We start from the raw sequence: 22,243 nt of genomic DNA, 5'->3' as shown, positions 1-22,243 counted from the left end.
GAATACGAATACAGCCTCCCCCAAAGCGAACACTAAACTGGTCCGCTATGCCGGAAACCCATGAGCTGTCCCAGACGGCATACGACCGCCTGCGGGCTGAGTTCGAACAGCTCACCACGGTCGGACGGGTTGACATCGCCCGGAAGATCGAAGCGGCCCGCGAGTTGGGAGACCTGAGCGAGAACGGCGACTACCACGCGGCCAAAGACGAACAGGGCAAGATGGAAACCCGCATCGCCCAGCTCAGCGCGCTGTTGAACAACTGCCAGATCGTCGAAGCGGGCGACGGAACAACGGTGGCGGTGGGCTCGGTGGTCACCGTGGCCTACGACGGCGATCCCGATGACGTGGAGACCTATCTGGTGGGATCGATCGAGGAGCGCCACGACGGACTCGACGTGATCTCCCCGGCCTCTCCGATGGGAGCGGCCATTATCGGGGCGGACGTCGGCGACACCGTGTCGTTTGAGAGTCCCGCCGGCGGGACTCTGTCGGTTCAAATCGTGTCCCTTGAGCAGTAGCGGCGCAACGGCAGTGCCATCGCCCTACCCCGACGAGTTGGTCGGGGATTTGCCATGAGCAGTAGCGGCGCGCCGATCGGCCCCAGCTTGCCGCCGGGCGAGTCAATCGACCTGCCCGGTCGGGGGCAGGTGTTCGTTCGACGGGCCGAGGGTCCGCCGGGCTCTCCCACCGTCATGCTGCTGCACGGCTGGACAGTGACCGCCGACCTGAACTGGTACCCGGCCTTCCAGCCCATTTCACAGCGGGCCTCCGTGGTGGCTTATGACCACCGGGGCCACGGCGACGGCCTCTCCACCCGGCGCTTCAGGTTCGCCGACTGCGCCTCCGACGTTTTGGCCGTGGCCGATGCTGTGGGCATCGACCGCTTCGTGTGCGTGGGCTACTCCATGGGCGGCGCCATCGCGCAACTGGCCGCTCGATCTGCTCCCGACCGGATCACCGGGCTGGTGCTGGGCGCCACCTCCACCAGCTTCCGAGGCCGGGGATTGCGGGCCATCCGCTTCTCGCTGCTTCCGGTGGTGGCCGCCGCCTCCCGTCTGGCTCCCGTGAAGCTGCGGTACTGGGGCTGGGAGCAGACCGTGTTCAACGTCATCGGCAGCAACATCAGCCGATGGGCCCAGACCGAGGTGCTCAAGGGCGACCCCCAAGCGATGCTCGATGCCGGCACCGAGCTGTTCAACTTCGATTCCTCGGACTGGATCGCCGAGCTGCCCATGCCCATCGCCCAAGTCCGCACCCTGGGCGACAACGTGGTGCCCGACTATCTCCAACAAGAGCTGGGCGACGCCATCGCCGACATCAGCGTCTTCTCCTATCGGGGTGGCCACGCGTCGGTGGTCACCGACTTCGACAGCTTCTGGGACTGCCTGAGCAAGGCGCTGGACTCTGTGGGCGTGTCGGCCAGCTCAGAAACTGGGAGCTCTGTTGCCCTCGATCCATCGTCTTCTGAGACCAGCCGATAGCCTCAGATCAACCCCGCTAGCCGCGAGAAACCGGAGCGCACATGGGCCGAACCCTCAGTGAAAAAGTCTGGGACCGACACGTCGTTCACCAAGCCGAGGGCGAGCCCGACCTGCTGTTCATCGACCTGCACCTCATCCACGAGGTGACCTCGCCGCAGGCATTCGACGGCCTCCGCATGAACGGCCGGACGGTGCGGCGGCCCGACCTCACGGTGGCCACCGAAGACCACAACGTGCCCACCGACAACATCGCCTGGCCCATTGCCGATCCCATCTCCCGCCAGCAAGTGGAGACGCTGCGGACCAACTGTGAGGAATTCGGCATCACCCTGTACCCGATGGGAAGCCCCGGCCAGGGAATCGTGCATGTGATCGGGCCGGAAATGGGCCTCACCCAGCCGGGCATGACCATCGTGTGCGGCGACAGCCACACCTCCACCCACGGAGCGTTCGGGGCGCTGGCCTTCGGCATCGGAACCAGCGAGGTGGAGCACGTGCTGGCCACCCAGACCCTCCCCCAGCAGCGCCCCGGCACCATGTCGGTGACGGTGGACGGCACCCTGCCGATGACCTGCACGGCCAAGGACGTGATCTTGGCCATCATCGGGCGCATCGGCACCGGCGGGGGTATCGGCTCGGTGATCGAATACCGGGGGTCGGTCATCCGCTCGCTGTCGATGGAAGGGCGCATGACGGTGTGCAACATGTCTATCGAGGCCGGCGCCCGAGCGGGGCTGATCGCCCCCGACGACACCACGTTTGAATATCTCCAGGGGCGGCCGGGAGCACCCGCGGGACCAGCGTGGGAGGCCGCTTTGGCCGATTGGCGCAGCCTGGCGACCGACGATGACGCCGCTTTCGACAAGGAAGTCCATATCAACGGATCGGAATTGGTCCCCCATGTGTCGTGGGGAACCAATCCTGGCCAAGTGGCCCCCATCAACAGCACCGTGCCCCACCCCGACAGCTTTGCCGAGGCCAGCGGGCGGGATGCGGCCGCCCGGGCGCTCGACTACATGGGCCTCGAGCCCGGAACCCTGCTGAAGGAGATCCCGGTGGACACCGTGTTCATCGGCTCGTGTACCAACAGCCGCATCGAAGACCTGCGCATCGCCGCCTCGGTGGTGGAGGGCCGCCGGGTGCGTTCCGGCGTGCGCACCTTCGTGGTTCCCGGCTCGGGTGCGGTCAAGGCCCAAGCCGAGGCCGAGGGCCTGCACGAGGTGTTCAAAGCCGCCGGGTTCGACTGGCGGGAGCCGGGTTGCTCCATGTGTTTGGCCATGAACCCCGACAAGCTGGCCCCCGGCGAGCGGTGCGCCAGCACATCCAACCGCAACTTCGAGGGCCGCCAGGGCAAAGGCGGGCGCACTCATCTGGTGTCGCCCGCGGTTGCCGCCGCCAGCGCGGTGGCCGGCACCTTCGCCACCCCAGGAGATCTGTCATGAAGCCAGTGCGAGTGATCACCGCCACTGCGCTGCCGCTGGACCGCAGCGACGTGGACACCGACCAGATCATCCCCAGCGACTGGCTCAAGCGGGTGGAGCGCACCGGCTTCGAGCAAGGGCTGTTCTCGGAGTGGCGCGAAGACCCTGATTTCGTGCTCAACGATCCCCGCTTCGCCGATGCCCGCATCCTGGTGGCCGGCCCCAACTTCGGCACCGGCTCCTCTCGGGAGCACGCGGTGTGGGCCATCCAGCAGTACGGCTTCGAGGCGGTCATCTCCCCCCGATTCGGCGACATCTTCCGCAACAACTCCACCAAGAACGGCCTGGTCCCCGTGCAGGCGAGCGAAGACATGGCCCGCACGCTGCTCGACGCGGTAGCCGACAACCCCTCTATCGAGATCACTGTTGACGTCGAACAGCTCACCGTGTCAGCCCCAGCCGCCGGTGTGAGCGCCGACTTCCCCCTCGACGGCGCCGTTCAGCACCGCCTGCTGGAGGGCCTCGACGACATCGGACTAACCCTGGCCCACACCGACGCCATCGACGCCTTCGAGGCCGCCCGCCCCACCTGGATGCCGTCGCTGGCCTAGATTGATCCCATCGAAAAATTTTTTCGAATTGCTGGGAACCAACCTGTCGGATCAGGCCGTCTTAGTTGCATGCTGAAGATCCGTAAAACCGCACTTGTTCTGTCTGCAATGGTCGTGTCCCTGGCTTTGCTGGCCGCGGCCTGTTCGTCTGATTCTGCTGACACGCCGGGGATCACCGGTGGAGTCAGCGGCACCGCCGCGGACGAAACCCCTGGAGAGGTGACGGGCGAGACTGACGGGACGCCGGTGCCGACGGTGGTACTGGACGACATCGAGCTGCTGTCGGCGCTGCGGAGCTTCGGCGACTGCTCCACGCTGCTCGATTACCTGCGGACCGAGACCATCGCCCGGGTAGGTCCCTACGGCCTCGACGACGGCCCCCGTTTCGGGATTCCCGAGCCATTCGCTATCCAGGAAGCCGATATGATGGCCGACGACTCCGCCGCCCCGGCGGCCGAGTCGGCCGAGTCGGCGCCAGCCAGCAGCAGCGACGGCGACTTCTCCTCCACCAACGTGCAGGTGGCCGGGGTGGACGAGCCCGACATCATCAAGACCGACGGCAACCGCATTCTGGCCGTGACCCAGGGCCGGCTGCACTATGTGGACGTCTCCAGCGACCAGCCCCGGTACCTGGGCAGCGTAAACCTGACATCGGAATCATCCTGGGGCTGGGGCCAGGAGATCTTCATCCGGGGCGACCGGGCCATGGTGTTCTCCACCAGCCACTCCGAGGGGCTGGAGCCGGTTGCGGCCCACGACATCGAGGGCGATCACGTCATGGCTGAGGATGTGATCTTCCGCGGCAACCCGGTGGCGCTCATCCAAGAGATCGACCTGTCCAACCCGGGATCCATGGAGGTGGTGTCCGAACTCCGAGTGGAGGGCAGTTACCTGAGCGCCCGCTCGGTGGGCGACGTGGTGTGGATGTCGATGTCGAGCTACCCGGCGCAGTTCCAGTTCGTGTACCCCAGCGGCCCGGACGCTGAAGAGGCCGCTGAGCGGGCCAACAAGGAGATCGCCGCCACTGCCGGGCTGGGGGCATGGCTTCCGGCCTATCGATTCGACGGGCCCGGCGGCACCCGGGCCGGTCTGCTGCCCGCGTGCGAACAGCTCTACACCCCCGCTGAGTTCTCCGGGTTCACCGTGCTGTCGGTGCTGAGCTTCAATCTGGACGAACCGCTGGGCACCGGCGATGCCGCCTCGGTGCTGGCCGACGGCCACACGCTGTACGGCTCGGGCCAGTCGCTCTATCTGGCCTCCAGTACGCCGGTGTGGGCCGAGCCAGTGAATGACGGAGACACAGTCAGCATCTCGGCGCCGACGGAGTGGACCACTGTCGTACACAAGTTCTCGGTGTCGACCGACGGCCCGGCCCGCTACGAGGCGTCGGGCACGGTGGAGGGCCATCTGCTCAACCAGTTCTCCATGGACGAGCACAACGACTACTTCCGGGTGGCCACCACCATCGGCGAACCGTGGGATACTGAGACCTCTGAGAGCCAAGTTGTGGTGCTCGAACAGCAAGGCCGACGGCTCATCGAGATGGGCCGCGTCGACAACCTGGGCCGGGGCGAGCGCATCTTCTCGGTTCGCTTCGCGGGCGATATCGGCTACGTGGTCACCTTCCGCCAGGTCGATCCGCTCTATGTGATCGACCTGGCTGATCCCACTGCCCCTTCGGTGGCTGGCGAACTGAAGATCCCCGGCTTCTCCACTTACTTGCACCCCATCGGCGATGGCCTCCTCATCGGCGTGGGCCAAGACGCCGACGACACCGGTCGCACCCGCGGCACCAAGGTTTCGCTGTTCGACGTGAGCAACCCGGTCGCCCCGTCGGAGTTGGACGTGATCGTGTTCCCCGACGCCCACAGCGAGGCCGAGTGGGACCACCGGGCCTTCTTGTACTGGGACCCCGAGGAAATGGTGGCCATCCCCCTCACCCGATACGACTACGAAGGCGACGACGATTTCTTCGGCGCAGTGGCCCTGCGGGTGAACCGCGATGGCGTGGCCGAACTCGGCCGAGTGTCACACCAGGAGCAGCAGATCGTGTTCGAAGGCTGCCATCCGGTGAACAACGAGGACGTTGGGCGTTACTACGGGGGCGAGAGCATCGCCCGAATCTGCCCCCTCGACGCCCCCGACCGCTACGGCAACACGGACTGCGAGCCCGTCAAGCCTGAATGGGCCCGGGAAGATTTCCCCTCGATCGACATCGCCGACGACGAGAAGCTGATCATCTGCTGGATCTGGACCCCGCCCATCCAGCGACTGTTAGTGATCGGCGACACCCTCTGGACCATGTCCGAGTACGCCCTTCAAGCCAACGACCTCAACTCATTCGCCTACCAGGATCAGTTCGAGCTGAAGTCAAACTGAGGGGCTATCCCAACCCGGCACAAGCCCGATTCAACGCACTCACAATGGCCCGCATGGAGGCCGTGGTGATGTCGGTGTGGATGCCGCAGCCCCACAGCTCGCGGCCCTCCACTAAAAGCTCGATGTAGGCCACCGCTTCGGCGTCGGTCCCGCCGCCCCGGGCGTGCTCGTGGTAGTCCACCACCTTGATCGGCGTGTCGATGATCTCGTTCAGCCCGGTCACGAACGCGTCTAACGATCCGGCTCCCTCGCCGTGGACCACCACCTGGTCTTCCCCGGCGGTCAGTCGGGCGGTGACCACGGTGCGGTCGGCCCCCCGGGCATTCTGGGCCGACTCATAGCCGTTCAGCCGGTAGGGCTCGTCCAAACCGAGGTACTCGGTGGCGAACTCGCTGTGGATCTGGTCGGCGGTGATCTCCTCGCCGGTGTCCTCGGCGATCTGCTGGATGACCCGGCTGAACTCGATCTGCATCCGCCGGGGCAGGTCAAGCTGCACTTCGGCCTGGAGCAGGTACGACACCCCGCCCTTGCCCGACTGGCTGTTCACTCGCACCACGTCTTGGTAGGTGCGGCCCACGTCTTTGGGGTCAATAGGGATGTAGGGCACCTCGAACAGGGTCTGGCCGGTCTCCTCCATGGCCTCGAACCCCTTCTTGATGGCGTCTTGGTGCGATCCCGAGAAGGCGGTGTACACCAGATCGCCCACATAGGGGTGGCGAGGATGGATGGGGAGTTGGTTGCAATCCTCGGCCACCCGGCGCAGCCCGTTGATGTCGGAGATGTCCAGCTCGGGGTCCACCCCCTGGCTGAACAGGTTCATGGCCAGGTTCACCACATCCACGTTGCCGGTGCGCTCGCCGTTGCCGAACAGGGTGCCCTCCACCCGGTCGGCGCCGGCCATGAGCCCGAACTCGGCCGCGGCCACCGCGGTGCCCCGGTCGTTGTGGGGGTGCAGGCTCAGCACGATGCGGTCACGGCGGGCCAGGTTGCGGTGCATCCACTCGATCATGTCGCCGTAGATGTTGGCGGTGGACATCTCCACGGTGGCCGGCAGGTTGATAATCACCGGCTTGCCATGGCCGTCGGCCAGAATCTCCACCACCTCATCGCACACCCGCTTGGCGAAGGGCAGCTCGGTGCCGGTGAACGACTCGGGCGAGTACTCGTAGAACACGTCGGTGTTGGGCACCTGCGGCTCCAGCGAACGGCACCACTCCGCCGCCTGGGTGGCGATTTTGGTGATGCCGTCCATGTCCAACCCGAACACCACCCGGCGCTGGACGGTGGAGGTGGAGTTGTACAGGTGGACGATGGCATCGGCGGCGCCGTCGATGGCCTCATAGGTGCGCTCGATCAGCTCTTGGCGGGCCTGGGTGAGCACTTGGATGCGCACGTCGGAGGGGATGGCCTTCTGCTCGATGATCTCTCTCACGAACCGGAAGTCGGTCTCCGACGCGGAGGGGAAGCCCACCTCGATCTCCTTGAACCCGGCCTCCACCAGGGCGGTGAACATCTTCCACTTCCGCTCGGGGTTCATGGGCTCGATGAGGGCCTGATTGCCGTCGCGCAAGTCCACCGAGCACCACCGGGGCGCGCCGGTGAGCACCGCGTCGGGCCAGATCCGGTCGATCAGCTTGACCGGATCGAACGCCTGGTACTTGTGGATCGGCATTCCCGACGGCTGTTGGGGGTGTAATCCGGTTTTCATCACATGGCCTCTATTGGAGTTGACTCACGAAAAAACCCCCTGCCCTTGCGGGATCAGGGGGGTCGGGGCGAGCACCTCTGGGTGCTCGCCCTACAAGAGCAGCAGGTGGGTGTGGATGCGGCTCATCGGGACAACTCTACGCTGAAGCACGGGGGTTTACCAAACATGCCGAGGCTGCTAATCGGCTGGAGCCAGGCCCAAGTAGCGGGCCGACTGCACTCCGTCGATGGCCACCAGCGCCTCGGCCACTGCCTTGGGCACCGGCTGGGAGGTAGCGATCACCATAGAAGCCCCTTCCCCGGTTGGTGCCCTACCCACGTTCATGTCGTTGATATTGATCCCCGCGTCCCCCAGCAGTGTGCCCACCGCGCCGATCACTCCGGGATAGTCGTCGTTGGACAGCAAGATCATGTGATCGGCGGGCGGCATGTGGATGGCGTGGTCGTCGGCGAGCACCAACACCGGCTCTTGGCGAGCGCCGGTCAGCCGCCCGCCCAGGCTGTGGCCCGCGCCTCGCAGAGTGAGCAGGTTCACGTGTTCTTTGGAGGTGGGCGTGCTTGTTGCCCGCACCTCCATGCCCTTCTCCTTGGCCATGTCCATCGCGTTCACATAGCTGACCTGCATATCCGACACCGCGCTCAGCAACCCCTTCACCACCGACATCACCGCCACCGTGTTGTCGGGCTTGCCGATCTCCCCGATGAGCTCCACCTCCAGCACCTCGGGCAGGCGATCGCACAGGTTTCCGAACAAACGACCCAGCTGCTCCGCCAGCGGCAGATAGGGTCGCAGCACGTCGGGAACGTTCTTGGCCGGGACATTGACCGCCGCGGGCACGAATTCTCCGGTCAGTGCCAACATCACCTGCTCGGCAATGGCGTCGCCCGCTTTGCTCTGGGCCTCTTCGGTGCTGGCCCCCAGATGGGGGGTGACCACCACCGAGTCAAGGTCGAACAGCGGTGATTCAGTGATGGGCTCGCCGTCGAACACATCCAGGGCCGCCCCGGCGATGCGCCCCGAAGCCACCGCTTCGGCCAAGTCGGCCTCGTCCACAATGCCGCCGCGCGACACGTTCACGACCCGCAGGTTTGGCTTGGCCAGCTTCAAGAGCTCAGAGTTGATAAGCCCGATGGTCTCTGGCGTGCGGGCCACGTGGATGGTGATGAAATCCGACTGGGCCACTAGCTCCTCCAGCGACACCAGCGCCATCACGCTGTGAAGAGCCATCTCTTCGGACACGTAGGGGTCGCTGGCGATGACCCGCATGGCGAACCCGATGGCCCGCTCGGCTACCAGCCGGCCGATGCGGCCCAGCCCGATGATGCCCAGCGTCTTGTCGCTCAGCTCGATGCCCTCCCAGCGCCCGCGCTCCCAGCGGCCGTCGGTGAGCGCAGCGTGGGCCTGGGGGATGTTGCGGGCTTGGGCCAAGACCAGCGCCATAGTGTGCTCGGCGGCCGAGATGATGTTGGACAAGGTGTCGTTCACCACCAGCACGCCGTGGTCGGTGGCGGCGTCCACGTCCACGTTGTCCAAACCCACTCCGGCCCGGCCCACGATCACTAAGTCGCTGCCCGCGTCGAACACTTCGGCAGTCACCTGGGTGGCCGACCGGATGATCAGCGCATGCACTCCGGCCACCGCTTCCAGCAGCTCGTCGGGAGACATCCCAGTGCGGACGTCAACCTCATGCCCGGCGTGGCGGAGCTTGGCCACCCCGATGTCAGCGATCTTCTCAGCTACCAGAACCTTGGCCATCGGCCCTCAGAATAAACCGCGCTCAGTGACCCACCGGGGACCAATTGGCAGCGACAGTGCTAATTCCCGCCCTACCGGTGTATCTCCACCGGGGGGATGTTATCGGCAAGGTTGAATCCCAGGATCTGGGCGAAGAAGGAAAGCTCGGCTTCCAGGGCGGCCACGATGTTGTCGGCCTGGCGGAAACCGTGCTGCTCACCCTCGAACAGGAGGTAGGCCACCGGGATCGACCGCTGCTCCAGGGCGGCCACGATCATCTCGGCCTGATTGGGGGGCACCACCACGTCTTCGGAGCCTTGGAGCACGATCATGGGGGCGTCGAAGTCGTCCACGAAGTGGATAGGCGAACGAGCCTCATATATGTCGGCTTCCTCGGGGTACAGCCCCACCAGGCTGTCCATGTAGCGGGCCTCGAACTTGTGGGTGTCGGTGGCCAGCGCAGCCAGATCGGCGATGCCGTAGCGGCTGGCCCCCGCCGCGAACACCTTGTGGAAGGCCAACGCGCACAGGGTGGTGTAGCCGCCGGCGCTGGAGCCCCGGATGATGAGCCGGTCGCCGTCCACCTCTCCGGTTTGCACCAGGTGGCGGGCTGCGGCCACGCAGTCGTCCACGTCGCTGACGCCCCAAAGCCCCTGGAGGGCCTCCCGGTAGGCGGTGCCGTAGCCGGTGCTGCCGCGGTAGTTCACGTCCACCACCGCAATACCCCGGCTGGTCCAGTACTGGATGCCGAGCTGGAGCTGGCTGCGGGCTGAACCAGTGGGCCCGCCGTGGCCCAGCACCAGCAGCGGCGGCTTCTCGCCGGCTGGGGCATTCGCGGTGGGGTGGGCCGGCGGGTAGTACAGCCCGTGGGCCTCCGCTCCCCCGGTGGTGGGAAAGCTGATGGGGCGGGGATTGGACAGATACCCGGGATGCACCGCCGCCCGGGCGGGTGGGCGGATGACTTCGTGCGATCCGTCGGCCACGTCGATGAGCACTGCGGTGGGCTGCTGCGTGGGCGAGGCGACGATAGCGCAGATGGCGTGGGGTCCGGCGGCCCGGACGCTGGCATACGACGTCCAGGGCAGATCGAGCAGCCGAGGCTCCGAGCCGTCGGGGGGAATCGCCCACAGCTCGGCCAGCGACCCCCGCATGGCCGCCACCGCCACGGTGTTGTCGTCGCACACCGCGTAGCTGGGGTCGTCGAACACCCAGGCTGGGCGGTGCGTCTCGGCGTCGAGCTCGAACACGGGAACCAGATCAGTGCCGTCGAGCCGATACAGGTTCCACCAGCCCTTGTGGTCGCTCACCACATAGAGGCGGCCATCGTGCCCCCATTGGGGCTCCACCACCGAGCCGATGCCCGACACCGCGCACTGGCCGTCCACCCACAGCTCGGTTTGGTCCCAGGGCATGTTGGGGTGGTTCCACTGGACCCAGGCCAGCCGCTGGCCATCGGGGCTGGGCCGGGGCCAGCCGTAGAAGTCGGCCCCGGTGGCCACAATCTCGGGCTCGCCAGTTCCGTTGCGGCTCAGCCGGACTATCTCGTTGGCCTCTTCGCCGCCGCTCTCGCGGGCAACCAGGTGGTTCTCCCGCACGCATACGGTGCCGTCCCCGTCGGGCCGGCCGTCGGCGTAGCGCAGGCCATGGGCAAAGGCGGGCTCAGCCGACACCGGCCGAGGCTCGCCCTCCGCCGGTATGTGCCAGAGGCGGCCGTCGGAGTCGTCGCTGGCGTACACCCCGTCGTAACCGTCGGGCCACCACGCACCCCCGCCGTAGCTGTGTACCCGGGTCCGCACCGAGACCGAGCCCCACAGATCGGTGCCGTCGCACACCAGCGCATTGCGGCCCGATTCCGCCGGTCGCGACTCGGTCCACCACATCCGTCCCTGCTGGTGCCACAAGCTGACCGGCAGCGCGGCGTCGGCCACCATCGACCGCGCGGTGATCGGCGACGGCCAGCTACCGTAGGGCGAGGCTCCGGAGTCCGTCACTGCAACAGATCAGCGATGCGGCCGATGCCCTCGCCCAAGTCGTCGTCGCCGAGGGCAAACGACAGCCGGGCATAGCCGGGGCCGGCGAACGCCTCACCGGGCACGATGGCCACCTGGGCTTCGTCCAGGATCCACCCGGCCAGCTCGGCGGTGGTGCCGGGGATGCCCGCGCGGCCCAGCACGCCCTCGAATGATGGGAAGGCGTAGAACGCACCCTGGGGCTCTAAACAGGTCACCCCGTCGATCCCGTTCAGCATCTTGTGCATGGCCCGCCGCCGTCGGTCGAAGGCGGCCCTCATCTCGGCCACCGCGTCCAGGGGCCCGCTCACCGCGGCCAGTGCGGCCCGCTGGGCCACGTTGGACACATTCGAGGTCTGGTGCGATTGCAGGCTCACCGCCGCGGAGGCTGCGTCGGGAGGGCCGATCAGCCAGCCCACCCGCCAGCCGGTCATGGCGTAGGTCTTGGCCACGCCGTTGAGTACCAGGCAGCGATCGGCTAGCTCGGGCACCACCACCGGCATGGAGCTGAACTCGTTGTCGTCGTAAGTCAGGTGCTCGTAGATCTCGTCGGTGATCACCCACACATCGTTGTCGGCGGCCCAGCGGCCGATGGCATCCACACGGTCTCTGGGGTACACGGCACCGGTGGGGTTGGACGGCGACACGAACACCAGCGCTTTGGTGCGGTCGGTGCGGGCCGCCTCGAGCTGCTCCACGGTCACCATGAACCCGTCAATGGCGGAAGTGGACACCTCCACGCTCACCCCGCCGGCCAAGGCGATGGCCTCGGGATAGGTGGTCCAGTAGGGCGCGGGCAAAAGCACCTCGTCGCCGGGATCGAGCAGCACGGCGAAGCCGTTGTACACCGCGTGCTTGCCCCCGTTGGTCACCACCACCTGCGACGGCTCCACCTCCAAGCCCGAATCGCGCCGGGTCTTGGCCGCGATGGCCTCCTTCAGCTCGGGCAGGCCCCCGGCCGGGGAATAGCGGTGATTACGAGGGTCGTCCACCGCCGCTCGGGCTGCGTCCAAGATGGCCGCCGGGGTGGGGAAATCGGGCTCGCCTGCGCCAAAGCTGATCACCGGCGCCCCTTGGGCCTTCAGGGCCTTGGCCTTGGCGTCCACCGCCAGGGTGGCCGAAGGGGCGATGGCGGAAATGCGCTGGGATATGCGAGCCATGAGCGCAGCTTTTCACACCGCCGCTGGGAAGTTGGCGTTCAATTTCCTGTGGGCCGATCAACGCCGATTGAGCCCTTGGCGTCGGTATCGTGGGGCCTTGTGAGCAGTGTTGCCCAAACCCCCGCAATCACCATCCCTCCCGACCTGCTGCCCGAAGACGGCCGCTTCGGCAGCGGGCCGTCGCGGGTGCGGCCGGAGGCCGCCATCGCCCTGGCCGAGGTAGCCGACGATTTCCTCGGCACCAGCCACCGCAAGGCCACTGTGAAAGATGTGGTCCACCGGCTCCGGGCCGGGGTGGCCGAGCTGTTCTCGCTGCCCGACGGCTACGAGGTGGTGCTGGGCAACGGGGGCACCACCGGGTTCTGGGACGCCGCCATCTTCAATCTGATCGAATCCCGCAGCCAGCATCTGAGCTTCGGGGCGTTCTCGGCGAAGTTCGCCGCCGGAGTGGCCGCCGCCCCCCATCTGCAAGAGCCGGTGATCATCAGCTCCGAGGTGGGCACCCATCCTGAGGCGGTGGCCGACCCCACGGTGGACGCCTATGCCCTGACCCACAATGAGACCTCCACCGGGGTGTCGATGGAGCTACGCCGTCCCAGCGAGGATGGCCTCGTGCTGGTGGACGCCACCTCGGGCGCCGGCGGGCTGCGATTCGACCCCGCCGAGACCGACGTCTATTACTTCGCCCCCCAGAAGTGCCTGGCTGCCGACGGCGGTCTGTGGCTGGCCTGCTGCTCACCCGCCGCCGTGGAGCGCATCGAGCGGATTGCGGCGAGCGACCGCTGGATCCCCCCGTTCTTGAACCTGGCCATTGCGCTCGGTAGCTCCCGCAAAGACGAGACCTACAACACCCCGGCGCTGGCCACCGTGTTTTTGGCCGTACACCAGGTGGAATGGATCAACGACAACGGCGGGCTGGAGTGGGCGGCCACCCGCTGCGACCAGTCGGCCGACATCATCTACACCTGGGCCGAGAACCGCGGCTTCACCACCCCGTTTGTGTCTAACACCGCCATTCGCAGCCACGTTGTGGCCACCATCGACTTCGACGGAGTCTCGGCCGACGAGGTTGCCGCTGTGCTGAGGGCCAACGGTGTGGTCGACGTTGAGTCGTACCGGGCGCTGGGCCGCAATCAACTCCGGGTGGCCCTGTTCCCGGCTATTCCCCCCTCGGATATCGCCGCCCTGTGCGGCTGCATCGACTACGTGGTGGAGAATCTGTAGCGGTGGACGCGGGGGGCGACACCACCGGGAAGCTGTTGGTGGCCACCCCGCTCATCGGCGACGGGAACTTCGAGCGGACTGTGGTGCTGATGCTGGCCCATCAGGAGGAGGGCGCCGCCGGTGTGGTGTTGAATCGCCCCTCGGGACTGCTGGTGAGCGATGCCCTCCCCCAATGGGCCCCGCATCTGGCCCCGCCACCCACCATGTTCATCGGCGGCCCGGTGTCCAACGAGTCGGTAGTGGCCCTGGCCCGAGTACGACAAGACCCCGACCAGGGGTGGTGGACCCCCGTGCTCGGCCCGGTGGGCACCCTCGACCTGGAAGCCGACCCCGAAGGGGTGGCTAGCGCAGTCGACGCCGTCCGCCTGTTCGCCGGCTACGCCGGCTGGTCCCCGGGCCAGCTCGAAGACGAGATCGAATCAGCCGCCTGGTTCGTGGTCGACGCCGACACCGCCGACCTCCTCACCGACAGCCCCAGCGACCTCTGGCCCACCGTCCTCGCCCGCCAGCCCTCCCCCCTCTCCTGGTTCGCCAACTACCCCACCCACCCCAGCCATAACTGACCAACTCAGCTCCAACCAGTCCGAAAGTTGATCTTTTTCGTATATTTCCATAATTTTTAGGTTATTGGGTTGCACGGCGCTTGAATGATGATAGGGTTGGAGTGTGAGCGTTGAGGTGGCTGTTCAAGCTGTCACACTGGTATTGGCTGTACTAGCCATCATCTGGCATCAGCAGCGAACCAGCGAAAAGCTCCGCGACGATTTCACCCGAGCCCACGACAGCCTCCGCTCCGAATCCACCCAAGCCCACGACAGACTCCGCGACGATTTCACCCAAGCCAACAACAGACTCCGCGACGATTTCACCCGAGCCCACGACAGCCTCCGCTCCGAATCCACCCAAGCCCACGACAGACTCCGCGACGATTTCACCCAAGCCAACAACAGACTCCGCGACGATTTCACCCGAGCCCACGACAGCCTCCGCTCCGAATCCACCCAAGCCCACGACAGACTCCGCGACGATTTCACCCAAGCCAACAACAGACTCCGCGACGATTTCACCCAGGCCAACAACAGACTCCGCTCCGAATCCACCCAGTCCTACGGCAGGCTCCACGACGAAATCGTCGCCAACGGCCAGCGGCTGGCCAGGATTGAAGGGTTTCTCGGCGTGGGCATGCCAACAGAGGTCGCCGAACAGGCCGCGGGCACTGCGACACTGCAAACCGATGGGTGATGAGCGAGTGGGTCCAAGCGCGCTAGTGGTGCGTCACAAGAGACTTGTTGTGGCAACTACTCAAGTCGGGACCAAAGGTCGGCGGCGAGGCGGGCGATCTCGGTGGAGGGGTTGAGGGTGTCGAGGTGGTCGAGGTCGGCGCGGGCTTGGTCGGTTTGGCCGAGGCCGGCGAACAGCCAGGCTCGCCACAGTCGGGCTTCGGGGTGGTTGGGGGCGGCTTCTACTGCCTGGTTGATGCGGCGGGCGCCTTCGGCAAACTGATCGTCGAGGCCGGTCTGCGTGAGCATCACCCCGCTGTAGGTCAGAGCTCCGGGGTGGTCGGGATCATCGGCCAGCACAGCCTCATACACCCGCAGCGCCAGCGCCGGGTCGCCCTGAGCGGGTGTGGTCGGATTCCACAAGGCACGGGCCGCGGCCACCGCGTCGTCGGCAGAAACACCGAGGTCAGACAGGGATCGGAATTGTTCTTGGTCCTGCAAGACAATCTGGCAGAGAGCGATGTCGGTGCGCAGGCCCTGGGTTTCCACTAGCTGGCTGATGAACTCGGGGGGATTGGATGCGTCGAAGGCGACAAGCTCGGCTGCCGCACCAAAGCAGTCACCGGTGCGATACAGCAGGATGGCCCGAAACGCCCGGGCATCGGGATAGTCGGGTGCCACCACCACCGCATCGGCCAGAACATCAGCAGCCTCAGCCTCCTGGCCTTGTAGAGCCAAGAACCAGCCCTTGTAGGCCAGCGCGGTGGGATTGGACGGCGAGCGCTCCAACACCCGGTCGTAGATGGCGATGGCCTCACTCAGTTCTCCGGCCGCGGCCGACTCCTCGGCGTTCCTCAAGAGGCTGGGAACGCTGGCCACCGCGTCGTTGCCGGTGATGGTGTCCCCCGAATGCCGCGACCCCACCGCCCGGGCCAGAAAGATCCCGGCCACAGCCCCTACCACTACCAGACCAACAATCACTGCAATCAGCTTCCCCCGCCCCCCGCGATCTGCCTGCTCGGCTTTCTCCTGATCGCCCCGAATCGCCTGAGCCGCCTGGCGGGTATAGCTACGGCTCAGAACCTGATGGTCCTCAGGCTCCAGGTCGCCGACGGCCAACTCCTCATCCAGATCAATCAGCGACTCCAACCAGAATCGCTGCTCATCGTCACGGGGATCACTCATCAATCTCATCCAACTCAGGTTTGGACCGCTGAGCTAGCTGCCGGATGCGCTCCGACTCAACCCCTCCCGCACTTGGTCGAAAGCGAATGGCGCGCTTGCCCAATACCCGGTCGCGCGCCTCTTCTACTAACACCTGGTCTTCTTCCGAAACCTCTTCACCAGCCGTGCTGGCCCGGCGCCATCGGCTCAGCGTCAGCGCCAGCAGCCCGACGCCGACCAACAGCCCCACCACCGGAATCACCCAGATCAGCCCGCTCACCCCCGACGTCGACGGCGTCAAGACCACCCAATCCCCGTAGCGCTCGGCGAACCGGGTTCGGATGTCGTCGTCGCTGTAGCCAGCCACGACAAGCCGGCCGATCTCGGCCCTGATCTCCCGGGCTATGGCCACGTCGGACTCCACCACCGACTGCCCCACGCATTGGGGGCAGGCGATGGTGGCGCCGATGTCGTGGGCTCGTTCGGCGTTGGTGCGGTCGTCCCGCCCGTCCACCACCCCGAACGCCAGCATGGTGGCCAGCGACACCCCCACCAGCAGCCACGACAAGAGCACTTTTCGCCGCCGGGAGATCATGTGACCGCTCCAGCCCGCACCAACTGGTTCTCGAGTCCGGCCAGGGTGACGCCGCCGGTGAACTTGGCCACCACCCGTCCAAAGGGATCCACCAGATAAGTCTCGGGCACCGCGGTCACCCCGAAATCAATGGAAATTCGACCGGTGTTGGTGATCACCACCGGCCAGTCGCCACCCCGCTCGGCAAAGAACTGGGCGATGACCTCCACCTCGTCTTGGAAGACCACGCTCACCAGCCGGATGTTGGGATCGCCGCGGTAGCGGTTTTGGAAGGCCACCAACTCGGGATGCTCCACCACGCACTGCACGCACCAAGTGGAAAAGAAGTTGACGACCACCCATCGGCCTCGCTGTGCGGCCATGTCGAAGCTGCCCCCATCCAGGGTCTCTCCGGCGAACTCGGGAGCGAAGTCGGGCACCGGCGGCCCTCTCCGGTCGCGCTCAGACACCGCGAACACCACAACGAGGGCCACTGCCAACACGCCAACGACCAGCACCACCCATCGAACCGTTCGCAGCCGCGGCGGCTGGTCCGGCTGGTCGGGATCGACCGGCTGATCAGCGGGCGGCGTCTGCTCAACCAACCGGCACTCCGTCGTCTCGAAGGGAGCCTTCTCGAAGGGATTCGCCTCGCAGGGGCACTCCCGGCACCGGCGCTGACACCGGCTGGGTGGGTGAGCGGCGGCGGCCAGGGAAGGCCGAGAACACTGCGCCCAACAGCATGATCCCGCCGCCGATCCACAGCCAAAGGGTCAGGGGCTGCACGGTCACCCGCAACCCGGCCGGACCGCCGGGACCGTCGGGCAGATCCAGCACCGCCACTTGGATATCGCGAACCGGGGACGACTTGGTTCCGGGCGTGCGCACAATGCCGCCGTTGGCAAACCGGCTCACCCCCGGCCGAACCACCGAGCCGTCCACCAGCACCACCGCCTCCACTTTGGTCTTGTTGTCGAACACCTTCTCCTGGGTGCCCACAAAGACGATCTCATGGCCGCTGACGAAGGCCGCCTCCCCCGGTGCGACAGTCAGCTCGCTCTGGTGCAGGTAGCTGTTGCTGGCGGCCAGCGCCACCGCCACCACCACCACGCCGATGTGTACCACCATCCCGCCGTTGGCCCGGCCCACCAGACCTCGCCATCCCTGGCGCCGAGCAGCCAGCGCCAGCTGGCGCACCGCCGCTCCCCCTGCGAACCCGGCCAGGCCGAAGGCCAACAGCGGGACCAGCCCCCTCGCCCCCACCAACAGGGCGATCAACAACCCGACCGCTGCGGCCCATCCCGGCCACATCAAGCGCTCCGACAGCCGCTCGGCGGTGGTCTTGCGCCACGGCAGCACCGGGGCCACCGCCATCAGGAACAGCAGCAGCAACCCGACGGGCATGGTCATCCGGTCGAAGAACGGGGTGCCCACGCTGATCCGATCGCCGTTGACGGCCTCCACGATCAGCGGGAACACCGTGCCCAGCAGCACCACGAAGGCGAACACCCCGAACAACAGGTTGTTGGCCAGAAACGAGGCCTCCCGCGACATTGCCGAGTCGATCTGCCCCGGCGAGCGCAACCGGTCACCCCGCCAGGCGATCAGCCCCACGGTCGCCACCACCACGATGGCGAAGAACACCAGCAACGCGGGGCCCACTGCGTCGGCCGAGAAGGCGTGAACCGAGTCCACCAGTCCCGAGCGGGTCAAGAACGTGCCCAGGATGGTCAAGGCGAAAGTGGCGCACACCAGCGACAGGTTCCACACCCGCAGCATCCCCCGGCGCTCCTGCACCATCACCGAGTGCAGGTAGGCGGTGCCGGTGAGCCACGGCAGCAGCGAGGCGTTCTCCACCGGATCCCAGCCCCAGTAGCCGCCCCAGCCCAGAACGTCCCACGACCACCACGCCCCCAGGATGATCCCCGCGGTGAGGAAGGCCCAGGCGAAAAGGGTCCAGCGCCGGGTCTCGATCAGCCACCCCTCCCCCAGCCTCCCGGTGGCCAATGCGGCGACGGCGAAGGCGAAGGGCACGGTGAACCCCACATAGCCCAGGTACAGCATCGGCGGATGCACGGCCATCAGCCAGTGGTTCTGCAACAGCGGGTTGGGGCCGGGGCCGTTGTAGCCCGGCGGCACGTCTACCTTCCGGAAGGGCTGGGCCAGATCGAGGTTGGGCCAGTTGAACATCAGCACGAAGAAAAACAGGCACACGATGAACAGCACCGCCATGGCCCACCCCACCAGCGGGTCGTGAAGGCGGTGGCGAAACTTCACCGCCACCAGCACCAGGTACCCGGCCAGGATGAGGGCCCACAGCAGGATAGAGCCCTCCAGCGCGGCCCACAGGGTGGCCACGTTGAACAGGGCGGGGGTGGCGTGGCTGCCGTTCTCGGCCACGTACGACACCGAGAAGTCCCGGGTGATGAGGGCTCGCTCCATGGCGAACACCGACAAAGCGGCCCCGCCCAGCACAAGCCAGGCGCAGAGTTGGATCCGCTGAAGTTGGCGGGCGGCCACCATGACCACCCCAATGGCCGAGGAGGCCATTGCCACCGAGATGCCCAGAACCCCCAGGGTTATGTTCACTGCCTCAGCTCACCTTTTGCGAGGCAGCGGTGGCCAGTCACTCGTACTGCCCGCGCTCTTCGGCGTCGTCGATGCGGTCTTGGTTATCCACCCGGTAGTCGTTGTCGTGCTTGACCAGCATCCGGTCGCTGACAAAGTACCAGCCGTCGTCGGCGACCCCGGCGTAAACGCTGCTTCGCACCCAATGGCCGTCGATCACCACCGGCACCTCGGGCTGGAACTGGTCGGACACCGCGCCGGTGTGGACCACGTCGGCCACCACCCCATCGAGGGTCACCGAGAAGGCCACCGCCGGGCGGCCGTCGTCCAATGTGATGTTCTGCGGCGACCCGCTCACCGGCGAGCCGATCATCCTGAATCGGTCGTCGCCCAGCTCCTCCCGGCGCTCCACCGCGTCGTCCACCTCTCGGAACACCAGGGTGGCGTCGGCCAGCACTCGCCACAACACGATGCCGATGACCACCACCACCAATGCCACCACCAGAATCGGCCCCCACCGACGGATGCCCCGGCGGGCGGGTCGGCCCGGACGGGGACTGAGGTCCATGGGCTCGCCCGGGTCGACCACTTCCTCAGTGGGAGTGTCAGTCATCGGGCATCATCCAGCGACGACGGTCCTCGGGCACCCGCCGGCTCAATGACCGGCCTCGCAATAGCACCCATCCGGCGTAGGCCAGCACCGCGCCCACCGAAATGCTCCAGCCGGCTACGAGGTAGCCCATGTGGGTCATGGCTGCTCTCCTTCGTGGGCAGCCCCGCTGGCTTCGGCCCGCCGCTCCGCCAATGCCTCGTCCACCTCCAGCAGCTCGATCTGCTGCTCGAGGTAGGCCATGCGGAAGCGATGCAGCAGCAGCCAGGCGAACAGCACCATGCCCACCGCAAACGAGAACGACAGGGTGAACAGCGTCTCGTCTCGGATCTTGCGGGCAATGAGCGTGGACTGCTGGTGCAGGGTGCGGTTCTCCCACCAGTCCACCGACCGGTTCACGATCACAATGTTCACCGCCCCCACCAGGGCTATCACCACCGACCGGCGGGCCTTGACCGCGGCGTCGGCGGGAATGCGCCGCACGGCCAGATAGCCGATGAACACCAGCACCATAACCAGGGTGGTCACCAGCCGGACATCGCCCCACTCCCACCAGGTCTGCCAGGTGGGGCGGCCCCAGATGGAACCGGTCACCAGGGTGAGCACCCCGAACACCACCCCGATCTCGGCTGAGGAGTGGGCCATCATGTCCCACCAGTCGGTGCGCCACCGCAGATAGGCCAGGCTGGCCAGAAAGGTCAGCCCGAACCCGGTGTAGGCCAAGATGGCCGATGGCACATGAACGAACATGAGGCGCACCGCGTCAAACTGGCCCACCACGTCGCCCTGTTCGGTGATACGGGTGTCCTCGGGCACCCAGGCGAAGGCCAGCGCCACCAGCACTGCGAACCCGGCCAACGTCAGCCAGCCCAGAACCTTGGTCGCCCGCGACGACGTTGTCGCCGGGACGGCTGTTCTGTTCGCCGGTGACGACGTGGTGGCAGTGCTCACGCTTCCTCCAAGAGAGCCCCGTAGCTCAGGGCCCCGAATACCCCATAGATTGCGGCGAAACCGGCCAAGAGGCCCAACCAGGCCCAACCTTCGGCACCGGCCACGCCGAACGCGTCCTGAAACGCCCGAGTGGCACCGATGAGCACCGGGGCCACCACCGGCAATAACAGCACCGGCAGCAGGGTCTCGCGCACTCCAAGTCCGGCAACCAGCGCCCCATAGAGGGTGCCGGCGGTGGCCACCCCGGCGGCCGCAGCCAGCCCGGCGCACACCAAAAGGCCATACCTATGCACGGTCACGTCGAACAGCAGCACCACCCCCGCTCCCAACAGCACCTCCAGCACCACCAGCTGCACGGCGATAGCTGCGGCCTTGCCCCCGAACACCGCGATGGGGTCGATGCCTGACAAGAGCAGACGGTCGGCGGCTCCGTCGGCCAAGTCCACTGCGAACGAGCGGCCAATGGCCAGCAGCGAGGCCAACAGCACCGTCAACCAGAACAGCCCGGGGGCATAGGTGCGCAGGGCCTCCTGGTCGGTGTCAAGCGCGAAGGCGAACAGCACCAAAACCGTGACGGCAAACGGCACGATTTGGTTGAGGCCGACCCGAGAGCGCAACTCGATCCGCAGGTCTTTGCCCGCGATCAGCCATATGTCACGAAACACGGCGGTCATCCTCCGAGCCAGAGGGGGTGTTCGGGCTCTGCGGATCAGCCGGCTCATCCCCGGTGCGCACCATCCCGCCCACCACGCTCACCACCCTGGGCTCCAGCACTGCGATGCGCTCCAGTTCGTGGGTGGCCAGCACCACGGTGGCCCCGGCCGCCGCCGCGCCCCGCACCAGTGAGTCCACGGTGTCGCGGGTCTGCTGGTCCAGCCCGGCATGGGGCTCGTCCAGCAACCACAGCTCGGGCCGGCGCACCACCAGCGAGGCGATGGAGGCCCGCCGGCGCTGCCCGGCCGAAAGCCGGCCCACCCGAGTTTCGGCTAGACGCCCGGTGAGTGAGAGTCGCTCCATGGCCTCGTCGACATCTTGGCGACTGGCTCCGGCGGCCCGAGCCCAGAAGTCCACGTTCTCGGCCACGGTGAGATCGTCATACAGCCCGGTGCGATGGCCCAATAGCGCCACCCGGCGCCGCACCATGCGGCGTTCTTCACTGAGATCGTGGCCCAGCACCCAACCTTGACCCGAGGCCAGCGAGCACAATCCGGCGCACAACCGCAACAGGGTGGTCTTGCCCGCCCCGTTCGGCCCTTTGAGCAGGACGATCTCCCCCGGCGAGATGTCGAGATCAACTCCGGCCAAGGCGGGAAACCGCCCCAATAACGTCACAGCGGCCCGGAGCCGGACGGCAGATTCCACAACTCCATTCAGGCTACAGGGGTGCTCTTCCATCCCCGAAACCAAGGAACTCGCAGCATCGGCC

At 66.6% G+C, this 22,243-nt stretch carries 21 protein-coding genes; 8 read left to right on the top strand and 13 right to left on the bottom strand.

Annotated features, from left to right (window positions below):
* The first annotated feature begins 47 nt into the window (after positions 1-47).
* The 5 genes from greA to OXG30_11400 all read left to right on the top strand — a co-directional run bounded on the left by greA (position 48) and on the right by OXG30_11400 (position 5,895).
* Positions 48-521, top strand: coding sequence for a transcription elongation factor GreA (gene greA, locus OXG30_11420; protein ID MCY4135504.1), 474 nt, complete (start codon positions 48-50; stop codon positions 519-521).
* Positions 522-575: 54 nt separating this feature from the next.
* A complete protein-coding gene (locus OXG30_11415; GenBank protein MCY4135503.1) occupies positions 576-1,484 on the top strand; it encodes an alpha/beta hydrolase in 909 nt (302 codons plus the stop codon).
* 41 nt (positions 1,485-1,525) lie between these two features.
* A complete protein-coding gene (gene leuC / locus OXG30_11410) occupies positions 1,526-2,926 on the top strand; it encodes a 3-isopropylmalate dehydratase large subunit (GenBank protein MCY4135502.1) in 1,401 nt (466 codons plus the stop codon).
* Positions 2,923-3,516 (top strand): 3-isopropylmalate dehydratase small subunit, encoded by a 594-nt coding sequence (gene leuD / locus OXG30_11405; GenBank protein ID MCY4135501.1) that lies wholly within the window; start codon positions 2,923-2,925, stop codon positions 3,514-3,516. The genes leuC and leuD overlap by 4 nt, the downstream gene beginning before the upstream one ends.
* 108 nt (positions 3,517-3,624) lie before the next feature.
* Positions 3,625-5,895 (top strand): beta-propeller domain-containing protein, encoded by a 2,271-nt coding sequence (locus OXG30_11400; GenBank protein MCY4135500.1) that lies wholly within the window; start codon positions 3,625-3,627, stop codon positions 5,893-5,895.
* Positions 5,896-5,899: 4 nt separating this feature from the next.
* On the opposite strand, the gene leuA is transcribed toward OXG30_11400, so the two are convergent.
* The 4 genes from leuA to OXG30_11380 all read right to left on the bottom strand — a co-directional run bounded on the left by leuA (position 5,900) and on the right by OXG30_11380 (position 12,506).
* Positions 5,900-7,603 carry a 2-isopropylmalate synthase gene (gene leuA, locus OXG30_11395; protein MCY4135499.1) on the bottom strand — a complete coding sequence of 568 codons (1,704 nt, stop codon included), beginning with the start codon at positions 7,601-7,603 and terminating at the stop codon, positions 5,900-5,902.
* Positions 7,604-7,780: 177 nt separating this feature from the next.
* Entirely contained in the window at positions 7,781-9,358 is a 1,578-nt protein-coding gene (gene serA, locus OXG30_11390) for a phosphoglycerate dehydrogenase (GenBank protein ID MCY4135498.1), read from the bottom strand.
* A gap of 71 nt (positions 9,359-9,429) precedes the next feature.
* Positions 9,430-11,328, bottom strand: a complete 1,899-nt coding sequence (locus tag OXG30_11385) for a prolyl oligopeptidase family serine peptidase (protein ID MCY4135497.1) — start codon at positions 11,326-11,328, stop codon at positions 9,430-9,432.
* Entirely contained in the window at positions 11,325-12,506 is a 1,182-nt protein-coding gene (locus OXG30_11380) for a pyridoxal phosphate-dependent aminotransferase (GenBank protein ID MCY4135496.1), read from the bottom strand. The genes OXG30_11385 and OXG30_11380 overlap by 4 nt, the downstream gene beginning before the upstream one ends.
* A 99-nt stretch (positions 12,507-12,605) precedes the next feature.
* On the opposite strand from OXG30_11380, the gene serC reads away from it, so the two are divergent.
* The 3 genes from serC (at position 12,606) to OXG30_11365 (ending at position 14,972) form a co-directional block, all read left to right on the top strand.
* The gene (gene serC, locus OXG30_11375; protein MCY4135495.1) at positions 12,606-13,730 is read left to right on the top strand and encodes a phosphoserine transaminase; all 1,125 of its coding nucleotides are present in this window, start codon (positions 12,606-12,608) and stop codon (positions 13,728-13,730) included.
* A 2-nt stretch (positions 13,731-13,732) separates the two neighbouring features.
* Entirely contained in the window at positions 13,733-14,293 is a 561-nt protein-coding gene (locus tag OXG30_11370) for a YqgE/AlgH family protein (protein MCY4135494.1), read from the top strand.
* Positions 14,294-14,396: 103 nt separating this feature from the next.
* Positions 14,397-14,972 carry a hypothetical protein gene (locus tag OXG30_11365; protein ID MCY4135493.1) on the top strand — a complete coding sequence of 192 codons (576 nt, stop codon included), beginning with the start codon at positions 14,397-14,399 and terminating at the stop codon, positions 14,970-14,972.
* A gap of 56 nt (positions 14,973-15,028) precedes the next feature.
* Here OXG30_11365 and OXG30_11360 read toward each other — a convergent pair whose 3' ends face one another.
* The 9 genes from OXG30_11360 to ccmA are packed head-to-tail and all read right to left on the bottom strand — an operon-like array spanning position 15,029 to position 22,179.
* Positions 15,029-16,135, bottom strand: a complete 1,107-nt coding sequence (locus tag OXG30_11360) for a tetratricopeptide repeat protein (GenBank protein MCY4135492.1) — start codon at positions 16,133-16,135, stop codon at positions 15,029-15,031.
* Positions 16,128-16,709 carry a cytochrome c-type biogenesis protein CcmH gene (locus OXG30_11355; protein MCY4135491.1) on the bottom strand — a complete coding sequence of 194 codons (582 nt, stop codon included), beginning with the start codon at positions 16,707-16,709 and terminating at the stop codon, positions 16,128-16,130. The genes OXG30_11360 and OXG30_11355 overlap by 8 nt, the downstream gene beginning before the upstream one ends.
* Positions 16,706-17,293: a TlpA disulfide reductase family protein gene (locus OXG30_11350; protein MCY4135490.1), complete on the bottom strand. Its 588-nt coding sequence runs from the start codon at positions 17,291-17,293 to the stop codon at positions 16,706-16,708. The genes OXG30_11355 and OXG30_11350 overlap by 4 nt, the downstream gene beginning before the upstream one ends.
* The gene (gene ccsA, locus OXG30_11345; protein MCY4135489.1) at positions 17,286-19,277 is read right to left on the bottom strand and encodes a cytochrome c biogenesis protein CcsA; all 1,992 of its coding nucleotides are present in this window, start codon (positions 19,275-19,277) and stop codon (positions 17,286-17,288) included. The genes OXG30_11350 and ccsA (OXG30_11345) overlap by 8 nt, the downstream gene beginning before the upstream one ends.
* A gap of 37 nt (positions 19,278-19,314) precedes the next feature.
* Positions 19,315-19,869: a cytochrome c maturation protein CcmE gene (locus OXG30_11340; GenBank protein MCY4135488.1), complete on the bottom strand. Its 555-nt coding sequence runs from the start codon at positions 19,867-19,869 to the stop codon at positions 19,315-19,317.
* Entirely contained in the window at positions 19,862-20,008 is a 147-nt protein-coding gene (locus tag OXG30_11335; protein ID MCY4135487.1) for a hypothetical protein, read from the bottom strand. Before OXG30_11335 ends, OXG30_11340 begins: the two co-directional genes overlap by 8 nt.
* Positions 20,005-20,817, bottom strand: a complete 813-nt coding sequence (gene ccsA, locus OXG30_11330; protein MCY4135486.1) for a cytochrome c biogenesis protein CcsA — start codon at positions 20,815-20,817, stop codon at positions 20,005-20,007. Before ccsA (OXG30_11330) ends, OXG30_11335 begins: the two co-directional genes overlap by 4 nt.
* Positions 20,814-21,482, bottom strand: a complete 669-nt coding sequence (locus OXG30_11325) for a heme exporter protein CcmB (GenBank protein ID MCY4135485.1) — start codon at positions 21,480-21,482, stop codon at positions 20,814-20,816. Before OXG30_11325 ends, ccsA (OXG30_11330) begins: the two co-directional genes overlap by 4 nt.
* On the bottom strand, positions 21,472-22,179 hold the full coding sequence (gene ccmA, locus OXG30_11320; GenBank protein MCY4135484.1) for a heme ABC exporter ATP-binding protein CcmA: 708 nt from the start codon (positions 22,177-22,179) through the stop codon (positions 21,472-21,474). Before ccmA ends, OXG30_11325 begins: the two co-directional genes overlap by 11 nt.
* Between the last annotated feature and the right edge of the window lie 64 nt (positions 22,180-22,243).

The organism is bacterium, from assembly GCA_026708015.1.
In the GTDB taxonomy this organism is placed as follows: Bacteria; Actinomycetota; Acidimicrobiia; order Acidimicrobiales; family Bin134; genus Poriferisocius.
Note: the sequence above shows the minus strand (reverse complement) of the source record. Positions and strands in the feature narration are given on the sequence as shown.